The 15,613-nt window shown below is 66.5% G+C and carries 16 protein-coding genes; 8 read left to right on the top strand and 8 right to left on the bottom strand.

Translation table 11 applies throughout. The features are described from left to right. The first annotated feature begins 22 nt into the window (after nucleotides 1-22). The 4 genes from ACSFBL_RS13280 (at nucleotide 23) to ACSFBL_RS13265 (ending at nucleotide 5,278) form a co-directional block, all read left to right on the top strand. Entirely contained in the window at nucleotides 23-514 is a 492-nt protein-coding gene (locus tag ACSFBL_RS13280; RefSeq protein WP_435516250.1) for a helix-turn-helix transcriptional regulator, read from the top strand. Next, nucleotides 511-918 carry a VOC family protein gene (locus ACSFBL_RS13275; protein WP_435516249.1) on the top strand — a complete coding sequence of 136 codons (408 nt, stop codon included), beginning with the start codon at nucleotides 511-513 and terminating at the stop codon, nucleotides 916-918. The genes ACSFBL_RS13280 and ACSFBL_RS13275 overlap by 4 nt, the downstream gene beginning before the upstream one ends. Nucleotides 919-1,023: 105 nt before the next feature. Then, nucleotides 1,024-3,795, top strand: a complete 2,772-nt coding sequence (locus ACSFBL_RS13270; RefSeq protein WP_435516248.1) for an MGH1-like glycoside hydrolase domain-containing protein — start codon at nucleotides 1,024-1,026, stop codon at nucleotides 3,793-3,795. 4 nt (nucleotides 3,796-3,799) lie between these two features. Further along, complete coding sequence (locus ACSFBL_RS13265) at nucleotides 3,800-5,278, top strand: alpha-amylase family glycosyl hydrolase (RefSeq protein ID WP_435516247.1); 1,479 nt, start codon at nucleotides 3,800-3,802, stop codon at nucleotides 5,276-5,278. 16 nt (nucleotides 5,279-5,294) lie between these two features. On the opposite strand, the gene ACSFBL_RS13260 is transcribed toward ACSFBL_RS13265, so the two are convergent. From ACSFBL_RS13260 to ACSFBL_RS13250, 3 genes are read right to left on the bottom strand one after another with little or no spacing between them, the layout of a single operon-like run. Further along, nucleotides 5,295-6,863, bottom strand: coding sequence for an AMP-binding protein (locus ACSFBL_RS13260; RefSeq protein WP_435516246.1), 1,569 nt, complete (start codon nucleotides 6,861-6,863; stop codon nucleotides 5,295-5,297). A gap of 13 nt (nucleotides 6,864-6,876) precedes the next feature. Then, entirely contained in the window at nucleotides 6,877-8,010 is a 1,134-nt protein-coding gene (locus ACSFBL_RS13255) for a DUF5938 domain-containing protein (RefSeq protein WP_435516245.1), read from the bottom strand. Nucleotides 8,011-8,046: 36 nt separating this feature from the next. Then, nucleotides 8,047-8,850 carry an SDR family NAD(P)-dependent oxidoreductase gene (locus ACSFBL_RS13250; protein ID WP_435516244.1) on the bottom strand — a complete coding sequence of 268 codons (804 nt, stop codon included), beginning with the start codon at nucleotides 8,848-8,850 and terminating at the stop codon, nucleotides 8,047-8,049. A gap of 158 nt (nucleotides 8,851-9,008) precedes the next feature. On the opposite strand from ACSFBL_RS13250, the gene ACSFBL_RS13245 reads away from it, so the two are divergent. After that, nucleotides 9,009-9,710, top strand: coding sequence for a TetR/AcrR family transcriptional regulator (locus tag ACSFBL_RS13245; protein ID WP_435516243.1), 702 nt, complete (start codon nucleotides 9,009-9,011; stop codon nucleotides 9,708-9,710). A 39-nt stretch (nucleotides 9,711-9,749) separates the two neighbouring features. On the opposite strand, the gene fdhD is transcribed toward ACSFBL_RS13245, so the two are convergent. Together fdhD and msrB are read right to left on the bottom strand one after the other, a co-directional pair. Next, entirely contained in the window at nucleotides 9,750-10,631 is an 882-nt protein-coding gene (gene fdhD, locus ACSFBL_RS13240; RefSeq protein ID WP_435516242.1) for a formate dehydrogenase accessory sulfurtransferase FdhD, read from the bottom strand. A gap of 145 nt (nucleotides 10,632-10,776) precedes the next feature. Further along, a complete protein-coding gene (msrB, locus tag ACSFBL_RS13235) occupies nucleotides 10,777-11,283 on the bottom strand; it encodes a peptide-methionine (R)-S-oxide reductase MsrB (RefSeq protein ID WP_435516241.1) in 507 nt (168 codons plus the stop codon). Nucleotides 11,284-11,473: 190 nt separating this feature from the next. Between msrB and msrA the strand changes: the two genes are divergently transcribed. The 3 genes from msrA (at nucleotide 11,474) to ACSFBL_RS13220 (ending at nucleotide 13,108) form a co-directional block, all read left to right on the top strand. Then, a complete protein-coding gene (msrA, locus tag ACSFBL_RS13230; RefSeq protein WP_435516240.1) occupies nucleotides 11,474-12,229 on the top strand; it encodes a peptide-methionine (S)-S-oxide reductase MsrA in 756 nt (251 codons plus the stop codon). A gap of 107 nt (nucleotides 12,230-12,336) precedes the next feature. Beyond that, nucleotides 12,337-12,585 (top strand): hypothetical protein, encoded by a 249-nt coding sequence (locus ACSFBL_RS13225; protein ID WP_435516239.1) that lies wholly within the window; start codon nucleotides 12,337-12,339, stop codon nucleotides 12,583-12,585. Nucleotides 12,586-12,607: 22 nt separating this feature from the next. Further along, on the top strand, nucleotides 12,608-13,108 hold the full coding sequence (locus tag ACSFBL_RS13220; protein ID WP_435516238.1) for a hypothetical protein: 501 nt from the start codon (nucleotides 12,608-12,610) through the stop codon (nucleotides 13,106-13,108). Between the two features lie 24 nt (nucleotides 13,109-13,132). Here the strand turns inward: ACSFBL_RS13220 and ACSFBL_RS13215 are convergent, their stop codons facing one another. From ACSFBL_RS13215 to ACSFBL_RS13205, 3 genes are read right to left on the bottom strand one after another with little or no spacing between them, the layout of a single operon-like run. Next, nucleotides 13,133-14,239: a zinc-binding metallopeptidase family protein gene (locus tag ACSFBL_RS13215; RefSeq protein ID WP_435516237.1), complete on the bottom strand. Its 1,107-nt coding sequence runs from the start codon at nucleotides 14,237-14,239 to the stop codon at nucleotides 13,133-13,135. A 58-nt stretch (nucleotides 14,240-14,297) separates the two neighbouring features. Beyond that, nucleotides 14,298-15,305 carry an extracellular catalytic domain type 1 short-chain-length polyhydroxyalkanoate depolymerase gene (locus ACSFBL_RS13210; protein ID WP_435516236.1) on the bottom strand — a complete coding sequence of 336 codons (1,008 nt, stop codon included), beginning with the start codon at nucleotides 15,303-15,305 and terminating at the stop codon, nucleotides 14,298-14,300. After that, nucleotides 15,306-15,515 (bottom strand): hypothetical protein, encoded by a 210-nt coding sequence (locus ACSFBL_RS13205; protein WP_435516235.1) that lies wholly within the window; start codon nucleotides 15,513-15,515, stop codon nucleotides 15,306-15,308. It abuts the gene before it with no gap. Nucleotides 15,516-15,613 lie beyond the last annotated feature (98 nt).

Below are 15,613 nucleotides of genomic sequence, written 5' to 3'. Positions count from 1 at the left end.
GGCCAGAGGCGAGTCGTCCGGGATGAGTGACGTCCCAGCAAGCCAGGAACCCAGGTTGTTGCGCCGCCTGCTGCGCGCGAAGGACCGCATGGACGCCGCCTCGCACGAGGACTGGCCCGTCCGCCGGCTGGCGGAGGTAAGCGGCGTCTCCGAAGCCCACTTCGCCCGATCCTTCAAGCAGGCCTTCGGCACGCCGCCGCACCGCTACCTGCTCACGCGCCGCATCGAGCGGGCGACGGCGCTGCTGCGCGACACCGACCTGTCCGTGACCGACATCGCCTTCGTCACCGGCTGGGCGAGCCTGGGCACCTTCGGGCGGACTTTCCGCGACATCACCGGCGAGAACCCGGGCGCGGTCCGCGAGCGCGCGCGGGCTGCCGCGCAGCAGCTCGACCGCGTGCCGGCGTGCTTTCTCAGCGCCGCGCACCGGCCCGACCTCAAGACCGCAGTTTTGGAGAAGCGCCGCCGTCTCACGGACGTTACAAACGACGCCCAAGCAAAGGAGATTCCATGACTCAAGGTGTCGAAGTGGCTGGCCTGTACGTGCGGGACCAGCAGGAAGCGCTCACGTTCTACGTCGAGAAACTCGGGTTCCGCGTTCACACGGACGTTCGGAACGGCGACTACCGCTGGCTGACGGTCCAGCACCCGGACCAGCCGTCGTTCCAGCTCGGCCTGTTCACGCCGGGGCCGCCCATGCTCGATGCGGAGACGGCGCAGGCGCTGCGTGCGCTCGTGGCCAAGGGCGCGATGCCGCCGCTGGTGCTGGTGGTGGACGACTGCCGCGCCGCCTGCGAGCGGATGCGCGCCCACGGCGTCGAGTTCACGCAGGAGCCCACGGACCGCTACGGCACCGTGGACGCCGGCTTCCGCGATCCGTCCGGCAACGGGTGGAAGCTGATCGAGGCGCGCCGCTGAGGCCTGCGCCGATCGCGCCGGGTTCCTGGTAACGGGACTTGAACTAACCCGCCGGGATGGGGCCCAATGTTGCGACGGGGCGGATCCGCTCCGAGGAGCACATCCATGGGCACCGAAGGCGCAGAAAGGCAACGGCTCGACGAAGCATATGCGAACCGCGCGGCCTGGAAGAAGTGGGGGCCGTACCTCAGCGAGCGGCAATGGGGCACGGTCCGAGAGGACTACAGCGACAACGGCGATGCCTGGAACTACTTCACTCACGACCAGGCCCGCTCGCGCGCCTATCGCTGGGGCGAAGACGGGCTCGCCGGCATCAGCGACGACCATCAGATCCTGTGTTTCGCGCTGGCGCTGTGGAACAGTCGCGACCCGATCCTGAAGGAGCGCGCCTTCGGCCTGGCCAACAGCGAAGGCAACCATGGCGAGGACGTCAAGGAGTACTACTTCTACCTCGACTCGACGCCGACGCACTCGTACATGAAGTACCTGTACAAGTATCCGCAGGCGGCCTACCCGTACAACGACATCGTCACCACCAACCGCAACCGCGGCAAGAACGAATTGGAGTACGAACTGCTCGACACGGGCGTGTTCGACGACAACCGCTATTTCGATGTCTTCGTCGAATACGCGAAGGCGGCGCCCGACGACGTGCTGGTGCGGATCACCGCCTTCAATCGCGGGCCCGATGCGGCGCCGCTGCACCTGCTGCCGACGCTTTGGTTCCGGAACACGTGGACGCAGTCGGGCGGCGGCTCGAAGCCGATCCTCGAACGCGTGGCCTCCGGCGGGACGGCGACCGTCCGTGCCCGCCACACCGATCCGCTGTTCCTGGAATCGCTGGACGAGTACCACCTCTATTGCGACGCCGACGTGCCGCTGCTGTTCACCGAGAACGAAACGAACAATGCCCGGCTGTTCGGCGGAAACAACGCCTCCCCCTACGTGAAGGACGCCTTCCACAACTTCATCATTCACGGGGAAGCCGCTGCGATCAATCCCGCGAGCCGGGGCACCAAGGTGGCGTCGCACTACCAGTTCGACATCGGACCCGGCCAGTCGCAGGCTGTGCGGCTGCGACTGACGACCCGGAAGCCCGGCACATCGCCCGCGCCCTTCGACGATTTCGATGCCGTCTTCGCCGACCGCCTGAAGGAGGCCGACGCGTTCTACGCATCCGTCGCGCCGCCGGCCGTCCGGGACGACCCGGACCGCGCGAATGTGCTGCGACAGGCGCTGGCCGGCATGCTGTGGACCAAGCAGTACTTCTACTACGACCTCGATCTCTGGCTCGACGAGCACGGCGCGGGCAGCCAGCTGCCGCAGTCGGAGCGCCGCAACGTGCGCAACATCAACTGGTCCCACATGTTCAACGACGACATCATCTCGATGCCCGACAAGTGGGAGTACCCGTGGTACGCCGCCTGGGACCTGGCCTTCCACATGATCCCGCTGGGCATGGTCGACCCCGATTTCGCCAAGCAGCAGCTCGACCTGATGCTGCGCAACGACTATCTGCATCCGAACGGCCAGCTCCCCGCCTACGAGTGGAACTTCGGCGACGTGAATCCGCCGGTGCACGCCTGGGCGACGATGCAGCTCTTCCTGGTCGACAAGGAACGCCGCGGCGACGGCGGCGACATCGAGTTCCTCAAGTACGCCTTCTCCAAGCTGCTGGTCAACTTCACCTGGTGGGTCAACAGGAAGGACCGCACCGGCGCCAACGTGTTCGAAGGAGGCTTTCTCGGGCTCGACAACATCGGGGTGTTCGACCGCTCCGCGCCGCTGCCCACGGGCGGCTACCTCGACCAGGCCGACGGGACAGCCTGGATGGTGTTCTTCAGCCAGCAGATGCTTCGGATCGCGGTCGAACTGGCCTTGAGCGAGCCGCTGTACGAGGAGTTCGTCGAGAAGTTCTTCCAGCACACGCTGTTCATCGCCGGCGCGATGGACCGGGTCGGCGAACGCCAGGACGAGATGTGGGATGAAGAAGATGGCTTTTACTACGACGTGCTGCGCCTGCCGGACGGCACTGCCAGGCGCCTGAAGGTGCGCTCGATCGTCGGGCTGCTGCCGCTGGCCGGCGTCGCGGTTTTCGAGGAAGACATCGCCGCGCGAATGCCGAAGTTCCGCGACCGCGCGCGCCTGTTCCTGATGCGGCATCCCGAACTCGCGGCGAACATGCACCTGCCGCAGCAGCCCGGCGTGGCCAATCGCCGGATGCTGTCGATCGTCAACGAAGAGAAACTGCGCCGCATCCTCGCGCACATGCTCGACGAGAAGGAATTCTTCAGTCCGTACGGCATTCGCGCGCTGTCCCGCGTGCACCTCGACCAGCCCTACGTCTTCGAGCATGCGGGCCAGTCGTATCGCGTCGCCTATGTGCCGGGCGATTCGGACTCGGGCATGTTCGGCGGCAACTCCAACTGGCGCGGTCCGGTCTGGATGCCGATCAACTTCCTGCTCTACACATCGCTGCTTCGCCTCTACGCGTACTACGGCGAGGACTTCAAGGTCGAGTGCCCGACGGGATCGGGGCAGATGATGACCCTTCTCGAAGTGGCCAAGGAACTCGGCGAGCGCCTGAGCCGGATCTTCCTGCGCGACAGCGAGGGCCGGCGACCGGCGCATGGCGCGACGCTGCGGTTCCGCGACGATCCCCACTGGCGCGATCTGCTGCTGTTCTACGAGTACTTCCACGGCGACAGCGGCGCGGGCATCGGCGCGAGCCACCAGACCGGCTGGACCGGCTGCGTGGCGCGCATCATCCAGATGAACCCGGTGGCGACGAAGGAACTGCTGCTGATGCCGGGCGCCGAGGCGGCCGCGGTCCGCGCGCTGCGTGGTGCGCCAGGTCCTGACGGCCCGGTACGGTGATGCCGTGGACACGCCTCGCTACCCGGCGCTGTACCAGATCAACACGCGCGTCACGCTGACGGGCCTGTCGCGTTCGCTCGGCCGCGCGGCGACCCTGGACGACATTGCGGACGATGAACTCGATCGCCTCGCGGCGGCGGGATTCGACTGGCTCTGGCTGTTGAGCGTCTGGCAGACGGGCACCGCCGCGCAGCGGATCTCGCGCAGCAATCCGCAGTGGCGGCGCGAATTCGAGCAGACCTTGCCCGACCTCCGCGAGGACGACATCGAGGGCTCCGGCTTTGCCATCACGGGCTACACCGTGCACCAGCGCCTCGGCGGCGACGCGGCGCTCGCTCGACTTCGCGAGCGCATGCGCCAGCGGGGATTGCGCCTGATGCTCGACTTCGTGCCCAACCACATGGCGCCCGATCACCCATGGAAAGACGATCACCCGGGCTACTTCGTGCACGGCAAGGAAGAAGACCTGGGGCGTTCACCGCAAAACTTCTGCCGTCTGGCCACGAAAAGCGGACTGTCGGTGTTCGCCTATGGCCGCGACCCGTACTTCGACGGCTGGCCCGACACACTTCAACTCAACTACGGAAACCCCAAGTTGCAGGCGGCGATGGTCGGCGAGCTGGAACGCATCGCCGGCCAATGCGACGGCGTGCGTTGCGACATGGCGATGCTCGTGCTGCCCGAAGTGTTCGAGCGAACCTGGGGCATCCGGGCCGAGCCGTTTTGGCGCAAGGCGGTCGATGCGGTGCGGCGCGAGCATCCGGCCTTCCTGTTCATGGCGGAGGCCTACTGGGACATGGAATGGACGCTGCAGCAGGAGGGATTCGACTACGCCTATGACAAGCGCCTGTACGACCGCCTGCACGAACGGCGTGCGCGTCCCGTGCGAGAGCACCTGTGCGCGGACATGGGCTACCAGGACAAGCTGGCGCGCTTCCTGGAGAACCACGACGAGCCGCGCGCCGCATCGGCCTTTGCGCCTGAAGTCCATCCCGCGGCTGCCGTGCTGACCTTTCTCTCGCCGGGCCTGCGCTTCTTCCACCAGGGGCAGTTCGAGGGGCGGCGCATTCGCATCTCGCCGCATCTGGTGCGGGCGCCGGACGAAGCCGTTGACGACAACCTGGCGCAGTTCTATGCCGGCCTGCTCGCCGTACTGCGCAGACCGGTGTTTCGCGATGGCCGTTGGTCCTTGCTGGATTGCGTTCCGACATGGGCCGGCAATCCCACGTCGGACAACTTCATCGCCTTCCGCTGGGAATCACCGGGTCAACCGTGGATGCTGGTGGCCGTGAACTACTCGCCGCAGCAATCCCAATGCTTCGTGCGGCTCCCCTTTCCGGAGATCGCGCAAGGCACCCTGAGGCTTCAGGATCTGCTCGGCCCGGCTGTCTTCGATCGGCCAGGCGACGACCTGCTCGCCCGCGGGCTGTTCCTCGACATGCCGCCGTGGGGCCGCCACGCCTTCGAGGTTCACGCCGCCTGATGCGTGCCTGTCCTGCTCACGGTCTGCCGGCAGCGTCACCGAGCCGTTCGATGAGGGTGGCGCGAATGTCCTTCTTGAGCACCTTCCCGACCTTCGAGCGCGGCAGGTCCGGCCAGATCTCGACCTGCTTCGGCGTCTTCACGCTGCCGATGCGCGCCTTCACGAAGGCCTGGATCTCCTGCGCGGTCCGCTCGATGTCGTTGCTGCGATTGGCGTGCAGCTGCAGCACCGCGACGACGCGCTCGCCCCACTTCTCGTCGGGCAGGCCGACCACTGCGCTGTCCTGCACATCGGGGTGCTGCATCAGCGCCTGCTCGACCTCGACCGAGTAGACGTTGAACCCGCCCGTGATGATCATGTCCTTCGCGCGGTCGACGATGTAGAGGAAGCCGTCGGCGTCGAGCCGTCCGATGTCGCCGGTGTGGTGCCAGCCGTGGCGCCCTGCCGCTTCGGTGGCGGCGAGGTCCTTGTAGTAGCCCATCATCACCAGTGAACTTCGGATCACGATCTCGCCGGTCTCGCCGGTGGGCAGCAGCGCGCCGTCGGCGTTCATCGTCGCGACTTGAACGAGCGGACCGGGCCGCCCGGCGGACGTGAGCCGCTCGCGCGCCACCGAACCATCGGCGTTGAAGTGCTCGCGCGGCGACATCATCGAGATCATCATCGGCGCCTCGGTCTGGCCGAACAGCTGGGCCATCACCGGGCCGATCTTGCCGAGCGCTTCCTCCAGCCGCGCAGCGGAGATCGGGGCCGCGCCGTACCAGAAGCATTGCAGCGAGTCGAGCCGCGTGGCCGCGAGCCGCTCGTGCTGGAGCAGCATGTAGATCAGGGTCGGCGGCAGGAAGGTGTGTGTCACGCGGTGCCGTTCGATCAGCGCGAGGAAGTCACCGAGGTCGGGCTTGGGCATGATCACGACGCGCCCGCCCAATGCCATCACAGGAAGGCACAGGACGCCGGCCGCATGCGTCAGCGGCGCGAGCGCGAGATAGGTCGGCCGGCCATCGAAGGGATAGCCCATCAGCGTCAGCGCCGACATGGTCTCCAGGTTGCGGCCCGACAGCATGACGCCCTTTGGCTGGCCGGTCGTGCCGCCCGTGCCCGCGATCATCGCGAGATCGTCCGGCGGTGCCACGTCCAGCGGCTCGTCGCTCGCCTCCTCGACCCATTGCGCCCAGGAGCGCGCATAGGGCTGCGCCTTGTCGAGGCAGACCAGCGTCGCGAGCTTCGGGCAGGCCTCGCGGATCTGCTCGACCATCGGCGCGTAGTTGCTGTGGAAGATCAGGCAGGCGCAGTCGAAGGCATCGAGCACGAAGCGGTTCTCGCTCGCCTCGTTGCGCGGGTTGATGGGGCACCAGACGGCGCCCGCGCGGGAGATGCCGAACACGCAGGCGAAGGCGATCGCATCGTTGCTGGAGAGCACGGCGACCTTCTGGCCCGGAACAATCCCGGACCGCTGCAGCGCGCGCCCCACCCGGTGGCTGAGCGCCTGCACCTCGGCATAGGACAGGTCGGCGTCGCCCATCGTGAAGCACGGCGCGCCCCCGCCCAACTGGGCGCCCTTGTCGAGATAGTCGATCAGGCGCATGGCGTGCGCCCGGTCAATGGTGAACGGTCAGCACCGGCGGCTGCACGAGGCCGAAGCTGCGCAACGCACCCAACAGCTCGTGATGGCCGAAGGCCTGGCATCCCGAGGCGAAACCCACCCGCTTGGGCGCATGCTGCAGCAGCGAAGCCGCGGCGAAGGCCTGCAGCATGCCGGTCTGCTTGTAATTGCAGTTGCCGTAGATGACGCAGTGCGCGCGCCCCAGCGGCCCCGACGCGTGGACCGAATCCACCGACTTGTTGATCCGCGGGTTCTCTCGCGGCGGCATGCTGTTCATGACGCCCGCTGCCGTCTTGGCCAGTGCGGCGTAACGGTCGTCGGGGTTCATTCCCTCGGTCGCCTTGAGGGCCGCGGCAACGATCTGCGGCACGCCCAGCATCAGCGGCTTGTTGAACACGCCACCCAGCACCTTCACGTTGGCGACGCGCGGGTCCTTCTTGAACCACACCGGGTGCGATGTGCCGCCCCAGGGCAGCGCCAGCGCGGCCTCGTGCTGGCCGGGAATCGACAGGTGGTACAGACCCGCGTCCGGCTGCCATTCGACATAGTTGTTCTGCTCGAGGAAGTAGGCCTTGGCCATCGCGGCGTTGACCAGGATCGTCTGCGTCGAGGCGATCGTCGGGCTCCCGCCCCAGAACACCGCGATGTCGAGCGTATCGAGGCCGTGCGTCTCCAGGCACAGCTGCGCGGCGATCTCGCCGGTGGTGTACATCTGCGCGAGGCCGGGCGAAAGCAGCAGCCCGGCGGCGGCGAACTTGGCGCCGTACTGCTCGTCGAGCGTGATCAGCCAGTCCTGCTCACCGGTGGTGTCGGTGTAGTGCGTCTTGGCCGCCAGGCAGGCCTGCACGACTTCCGGACCGAACTTTGCGAACGGGCCCACGGTGTTCAGCACCACGGAGGCGCCGGTGAAGAGCTCGGTCAGCGCGTCGACGTTGTGCGCGACCTCGACCACCTCGTAGCTCGCGGTCTCGATGCCCGGGACGTTGGATTTCATCGCATCGAGGACCTTGTCCTTGCTGCGGCCCGCGGCGATGAAGGGGATGTTGTACTCGCGCAGGTACTCGCAGATGAGCCGGCCGGTGTAGCCGGAGGCGCCGTAGACCACGACGGGTTTCTTGCTGGTGCTCATGTCTCGTCCTTATTGGTGGATTGCGGAAACCGCCGCTCAGGTGCCCATGCCGCCGTCCACCGGCAATCCGGCACCGGTGATGAAGCGCGCGGCGTCGGAGCAGAGGAACACGACCGCATCGGCCATGTCGCCGACTTCGCCCAGGCGCCCAGCCGGGGTCTGTTCGATGATCGCGCCCACCGCCGCTTCGGGCGATGCAAAGAGCCCGGCCGCGACCACGTCGCCTGCCAGCTTCATGCCCATCTCGGTGGGGACGAGCCCCGGGTAGATGCAGTTCACGCGCACGCCGTAGCCGAGCTTGCCGGCCTCCATCGCGCCGACGCGCGTCAGGCGATCGACCGCGGACTTGGTGGCCGAGTAGCCGGCGATCGCGGGGAAGGCGATGGTCGCCGCGACCGAGGAAATGTTGACGACGGCGCCGCCCTTGCCGGCAACGCCCCCGGGGCGCATCGCGCGGAATGCGTGCTTCATGCCGAGCGCGGTGCCGACGATGTTCACGTCGAGCATGCGGCGGAGGTCGGCCGCTTCGATCTCGGTCACGAGCGCCGTGATTTCGATGCCCGCGTTGTTGACGAGGATGTCGAAGCCGCCGAGCGTGTCGACGGTCGCCTGGACCGCAGCGGCCCAGTCCTCTTCCTTGGTGACGTCGAGCTGGACGAAGCCCACCTTGGCACCGCCCGCCGACAGTTTGCCGGCCGTGTCACGGCCGAGCGAGGCGAGCACGTCGCCGATCATCACCGAGGCACCAGCCGCTGCGAGCGCCTGTGCCATGCCTTCGCCGAGGCCGCGCGCCCCGCCAGTCACCAGGGCCTTGCGGCCCGACAAGTCGAACTTCTGCATGTTGTCTCCTGTTTGTTTTGGACGATCGTCAAGGAACGCGAGTCGATGCTAGAAGTGGCCTTGACGGCTGTCAAGATTTATCAGGACAGTTGTCAAGACACGCGGGTTTGCACTGATGAGTGGGCTCGGATGCGGTCATCGCTCTCTACAATGGGCGCATGCTCAAGACTCCTCGCGCCCCCGACGACAAGTTCAACGAGCGCCGCGCCGAGCTCGGCGAAGCGGCGATGCAGACCCTCGCCGAACTCGGCTATGCCCGCACCAGCCTGCGCGAGATCGCGCAGAACTCCGCCTTCTCGCACGGGGTGCTGCACTACTACTTCACCGACAAGCTCGATCTGATCCTGTGCAGCGTGCGCCAGTACAAGGCGCGCTGCGTGACGCGCTACGACGAGGTCACGACCGAGGCAAGCTCGTACGAGGAACTGCTGGAAGGGTTCACCGCAGGCCTGGCTGAAACCGTCCGCAAGGACGCGACGATGCACCGGCTCTGGTACGACCTGCGGGCGCAATCCCTGTTCGAGGCGGCCTTCCGGGACGACGTCGCGGAGATCGACAAGAGCCTCGAGCGGATGATCTGGCGTGTGATGTCGCGCTTTGCCGAACTCACCGGCACGCCGGTGCGCGTGCCGAGCAGCGTCGCCTACGCCATGTTCGACGGCCTGTTCCAGCAGTGCCTGCTGAAGCACCTGGCGGGCGACCGTCGCGCCGTCGCCGCGCTGCAGTCGCAGGTGCGGCTGGTGGTGGGTCAACTGGTCGGTGTCGTCGAGAGCGCGCCCGTTCAACGGGGCCCGCGCTCGCCTTCGGTACGTCGCGCGCCGACCCGCATGCGTAAGGAGGCCGCGCGGCCTGCCCTATAGAAGAACCGCCCGATCTGATTGGCCATCCGGACCAGGGCGTCAGTGTGCAGCGCGATCCCCGCTGACGGGGTCGAACTCCAACCGGTCGTCGTGGCAGTAGACGACTAGGTCCTGCTTCCGCGCGAAGCCGACCAGCGTCATGCCGGCGCTCTGCGCCGTCGCGACCGCGAGCGACGTGGGCGCCGAAACAGCGGCCAGGAGCGAGACGCGGGCCATGGCCGTCTTCTGCACCATCTCGAAGCTGGCACGGCTCGTGACGGCGATGAAGCCGGCTGAAGCGTCGATGTCGTTGGTGGCCAGCGCGCCGATCAGCTTGTCGAGCGCGTTGTGGCGACCGACGTCCTCGCGCAGCCACAGTACTTCGCCTTCGGCCGAACACCAGGCGGCGGCGTGGACCGCGCCGGTCGCCTGCTGCAGCGCCTGCAATTGGAAGAACTGGGACATCGCATGGCTGATGGCCTCGCGGCGCCATGGTGGACTGTCGGGCAGCTCAGGCAGGTTCCGGCAGACTTGCCCGAGGCTTTCCGTTCCGCAAAGGCCGCATCCGGTACGGCCCGTCAGCGAGCGCCGGCGTTCCTTCAGGCGCGCGAAGGGACCGCTGGCCACCTGCAGATGGAGCGTGATGCCGATGTCGGAGCGTTCCTCCTCCACGGAGAACAGCTCGTGCGGTGCGCCGAGGATCCCTTCGCTCAGCGAGAAACCCAGGGCGAAGTCCTCGAGATCGAGCGGGGTCGCGAGCATCACGGCATGCGAGATGCCGTTGTACTCGAGCGCAACGGGCACTTCGTCGGCAACCCAGTCCTGCGCCGCGAATTCCCTTCCGGCGCGCACGCCGCGCACCGGAAGTGAAAGCGCGCCCTCGCAGAAGGCGGGCCCCTTCTTCTCGGCTTTGGCGGTGATGGCTTCGTCGGTCACGGGCATGCTCCTTTGGCAGGAATCGATTCTCCCGCGTCCTGTGCCACTTCGCCCAGCCGGACCGGCTCGCCGGCGAAAGACTCCGTGATCCGTTCGTAAACGACAAGGCCGAACGATCCCGGCCCTACGGAGGTCCTGTTTCGACAAACCCTCAGGCCGCGCCCGGCGTGAACTTGAGCGCCACCCCATTCATGCAATAGCGCAGGCCGGTCGGCTTCGGCCCGTCGTCGAAGACATGACCCAGGTGCCCGCCGCAGCGGCGGCAATGCACCTCCGTGCGAACCATGCCGAAGGTCTTGTCCTCGGTCTGGCCGACAGCGTTCGGCAAGGGCTGCCAGAAGCTCGGCCAGCCGGTCCTGCTGTCGAACTTCGTCTTCGACGAGAACGCGTCGAGGTCGCAGCCCGCGCACGCGAAGACGCCCTCGCGATGCTCGTCGTTCAATGGGCTGGAAAAGGGGCGCTCGGTCCCTTCCTTGCGCAGCACCGCGTACTGGTTGGGTGTCAGGCGCTTGCGCCATTCCTCGTCCGTGTGGGTCACTTCGAACTTGCCTTCCGCGGCCTCCGCGGGCCGGGGGCTCCAGCCGAGGGCATTGGCAATCGCCAGGCCAAGCGTGGATGTTCCCGCAACGAGGGCGAAGCGTCTTCCTTGAACGGTCATGGCAATTCCCCTGCTTGGGTTGATTGAAGGTTGTGAATCTGTATTCGCGATGTAGTTCGTTTCAAACCGCCGGCCGGTTACAGCCCTGCTTCCGACCCCGACTCCTGCCATGGCCTTTCGGAGCGCGGCAAGCGCAAGGCGCGGGCGCATCGGAAGATCGCGCCCTGGCTCCATCAACGAAAGACGACAGATGATCAAGTCCTCCGCAGCCCGCGTCCATTCATCCCCGGCCAGCGCCCTCTTCTCCCGCCGCGCAGCGCTGAGCGCACTGGCCCTCCTGGCGGGCGCAGGCGCTTTGCGTGTCCTTCCTTCCATGGCGGCGGAGAACGCGGTCGTGATTCCCGCGCCCGCCGAAGATGCCGCCGCATCGAGCGCGGCCACCGAGACGGCCGTCGTTGCCGGCGGTTGCTTCTGGGGTGTGCAAGGGGTCTTCCAGCACGTGAAGGGCGTGACGAACGCCGTCTCCGGCTACGCGGGCGGCGATGAAAAGACCGCCCAGTACGAAACCGTGAGCTCCGGCAGGACAGGCCATGCCGAAGCGGTGTCGATCACTTTCGACCCCAAGCAGATCAGCTACGGGCGCATCCTCCAGATCTATTTCTCCGTCGCGCACAACCCGACCGAGCTCAACCGGCAAGGGCCCGACCACGGCACGCAATACCGCTCCACCGTCTTCGCACAGAATGCGGAACAGGCCCGCATCGCCAAGGCCTACATCGATCAACTCGGCAAGGCCAAGAGCTTCGGCCAGCCGATCGTGACGACCATCGAACTGCAGAAGCGCTTCTTCCCGGCGGAGGCGTACCACCAGGACTATCTGACGCACAACCCGTCGCAGCCCTACATCGTCTTCAACGACCTGCCCAAGATCGAGAACCTCAACAAGGTGTTCCCCGACCGCTACCGCGCCGAGCCGGTGCTGGTCGGCAGCGCACCGAAAACCTGACACAACGTATAGGTCGGCAGCCAAAGACAGGCGAGGCCACCGCTGACACGGCCGCATCGGCAACGCGGCAACCATCGGCGTTGTTCATTCAACGTCTGGAAACCCCGATGCACAAGATCCTGTTCGCGCTCGCCGCCTCCCTCACCGTCATGACCGCTGGCGCCCAGATCGGCAAGGCTGCCTCCGAAGCCACAGACGCGACGAAGCACAAGATCGACGAGAAGCGCGCGGACAGCGAGGCCAAGAAGAGCGGCCCGGTCGGCAAGGCGGTCAACAACGTCAAGTCCGGCTACCACAAGAACAGGTCGAAGAGCTCTGCCGACAAGGCCAAGCAGGCCTTGAAGGATGCCGGCTGACCGCAACGCCTGATCCGCATCCATGAAGCTGCTGCTTGGCGCCTATTCGGCGATTCACGCCTTCATGGCGGCGCTCTTCGCAATGGCTGCGATCATGCTGATTGCCATCGCGGCGCGCATGGCCTGGGCGGCGTTCGTCAACGAGCTGGACGCCTCGTCGGCTGAAACCATCATCGAGGCCATGGGCCTGCTGGCCGCTGCGGTGGTCGCCTTGCAGATCTCCCAGACCATCGCGGAGGAGGAAGTCATCCGCGACGCGCATATCAGCGCACCTACTCGCGTGCGACGCTTTCTTTCGCGCTTCATGGTCGTGATCGTCGTGGCGGTCGCGGTCGAGGGGCTCGTGGCCACCTTCAAGGCGCGTCAAGCGCCGTCGCTGCTCCTCTATGCCGCTGCGTTGCTGTGCGCTGTCGGCGTGATCCTTGCCGGCTGGGGACTCTTCGTGCGGCTCAACCGCTACGCGGAAGAACTGGAGCCGGAGGCGATGGCCGAAGCAAAGCGGGAAGACGCCAAGCTGAAATAGGCCAGGCCGGCGAGTCGTCGATCGCTATGCCACTGTCGCCTCGACCGCCCGACGCGGCAGGAAGTTCATGGGAACGCTCCCGGAACTTCCCGCACGCACGACGCGATGAATGAAGTCGAGCTTCTCGATCACCGGCGGGACCACGATGAAGGGATAGCTGTCGTGCGCCCCGAGGCTGCGATCCATCGCATTGATGAACTGGGAGACCGGCAGCCATTGCTCGACCACCGTATGCCGGATGGACTCGGCGTTCAGGTCGAGCTTGTTCACCTTCAGGGCGGGCCCGGCCGGCAGGGCGAGATCGAGTCGCGCGCCCCACGCGGCAGCGGTCTCCAGGCCGTCCACCATGTGCAGGTAGTGGGCCCACGTCTCCGCCCAGTCTTCCCACGGGTGCGAACTGGCATAGACGCTGATGAAGCGCTGCGGCCAATCCGCCACCGGCGAGGCGTAGTGCTTCTTCAACGCTTCCTCGTAGCTCGCGCGCTCGTCGCCGAACAGTGACCGGTACTCGTCGATCCACTGCGTGCCGCGCACCAGCCTGTCCCAGTAGTAGTGGCCGATCTCGTGCCTGAAATGACCCAGCAAGGTTCGGTAGGGTTCGTGCATCGACATTCGGATGTGCTCGCGACGCGCATCGTCGGCTTCGGCGATGTTGAGCGTGATGACGCCCTCGTCGTGGCCGGTGAGCACCCGTTGCTTGGGGTTCACCTGCTCGAGAAACTCGAAGGACAGCCCGTTGTCGGGGTCGTCCAGCTTGTTGGGCGTCGGCAGGACGAGTTCGACCAGCGTGTAGAAGAGACGCCGCTTGGCCTGTTCGAGCGCGGCCCAGTAGCCATGGTTCTCTGGCTTGGTGAGTTCGGGAATGGTGTGGGTCGTCTGACACGACAGGCAATGGTGGTGCGAGCTCTCGGCAGGCACCATCCAGTTGCACACGTTCTGCTTGCGGTTCACGCAAGGCCTGTACTCGCCGCCCGACTCGCCCAGCCTCAGCCACGCGTCTTCCTCCGAGGCGTCGAAGGCGAGCATGCGCTGCTCCTCGGGTGCATAGCCCAGTGTCGAGCCGCACGTCTCGCAGGTCAGGTTCTCGAAGAAAACGCGGTTGCCGCATTTCGAGCAGGTCATTTGCTTCATGGTGTCCTTGTCGTATTCATTCAAACTGGCGGGAGCGCGCTCGCCGCATCGCTGGACTTCATCCAGCCCGAAACTGCCGGGCCGCGAACGCCCAGGCCATGCGGGACGCGTCGGGTCCCTTTCCATCGCTGTAGGGCTGCTTGGCAGCGCCGCCACTCCACGCATGTCCGAGGCGCGCGATCTCTACGAGCGTGGCCACGGCGTGCCCCCTGCGCTTGAACTCGGTGATGTTCGTCGGATACCGGTTGCCCCTCTGCACGCTGCGCGCCTTGACGTCCGTGGCACCCGCCGCGTCGGCCCATGCCTGTACCGCCGCGTGACCATTGCTCGTGGCCACCACGCGGTCCAGTCCGCCGTGGATCACCATCAGCGGGGGCCACGATGCGGCCATGGTCGCCGGCGTCGCGACCAGCGGCTTTGTCGTTCGATGGCCCACCATCGCGCCCATCGCGGAGAGCGTCGAATGGGCCGTCCCCGGCGGGATGCCCGAATGCATCACGACCGCCTTGAATCGCTCCGGGTGCCTGCTCGCCAGCAGCGCAGCCATGCTGGCGCCGGCGGAGAGTCCTGCGACCGCCACGCGCGTGCGGTCCACCGGGTACATCAGGCAGACCTGATCGATGGCTTTCATGATGAGCGCGACCTCGCCATAGGCGCGACCCGCGGAAGTGTCGTACCAGTTCCAGCAGCCCTGGGCGTTGGATACCCGGTCCTGCTCCGGATAGAGCACGAGGAATCGCTCGCGCGCCGCCACGCCGTTCATCCGGGTGCTGGTCGCGAAGCTCTTGGCGTCCTGCAGGCAACCGTGCAGCATGACCATCAGCGGCAGCCGCTCCCCGAACTTGACGCCGGGCGGTCGGTAGAGCCGGAAGCGACGCATGCCCGCAGCGCCCATTGCCACGCCGGAAATCCATTGCCCCGCGCCGGCCGGCGGGCGGGCCTTGTCGATCGCCAGCTTGACAGCGCCGTCCACGACCCGCGCGTTCATGCGCAAGCCGGTGCGCGAAAGCGCCGCGACGTTCTTTGCAAAGATTCCAGTCCACGTGACCTTCTTGCGCCTCGCCATTCAGCGACGCCTTCGCTTCTTGGCCGGCGCCTTGACGGCCGTCTTGCCGCTCCAGAAATCGACGATCTGCTTGACCGCATCGGCCTGGGTCGCGGCAACCTGGCGCTTTGCAGCACCGGCCACCTGACCACGGCTCGCGCTCATCGCCTTGTTGGCGGAACTGAGCCACATGCTCATCAGCGGGTTTTTCTTGGTCCAGGGGTTGCTCATGGTGCCTCTCGGTGACCTGTCGGCCGTTGCAATCCAGTGTGGCAGCGGGCCCATTGCGGCGGTGCAGCATTTGGCGCAATCGGAGGTCGCCCGTGTCC

It is taken from the genome of Variovorax glacialis (assembly GCF_051216375.1).
In the GTDB taxonomy this organism is placed as follows: Bacteria; Pseudomonadota; Gammaproteobacteria; order Burkholderiales; family Burkholderiaceae_C; genus Variovorax.
This window is presented reverse-complemented; position numbering and strand designations above follow the sequence as displayed.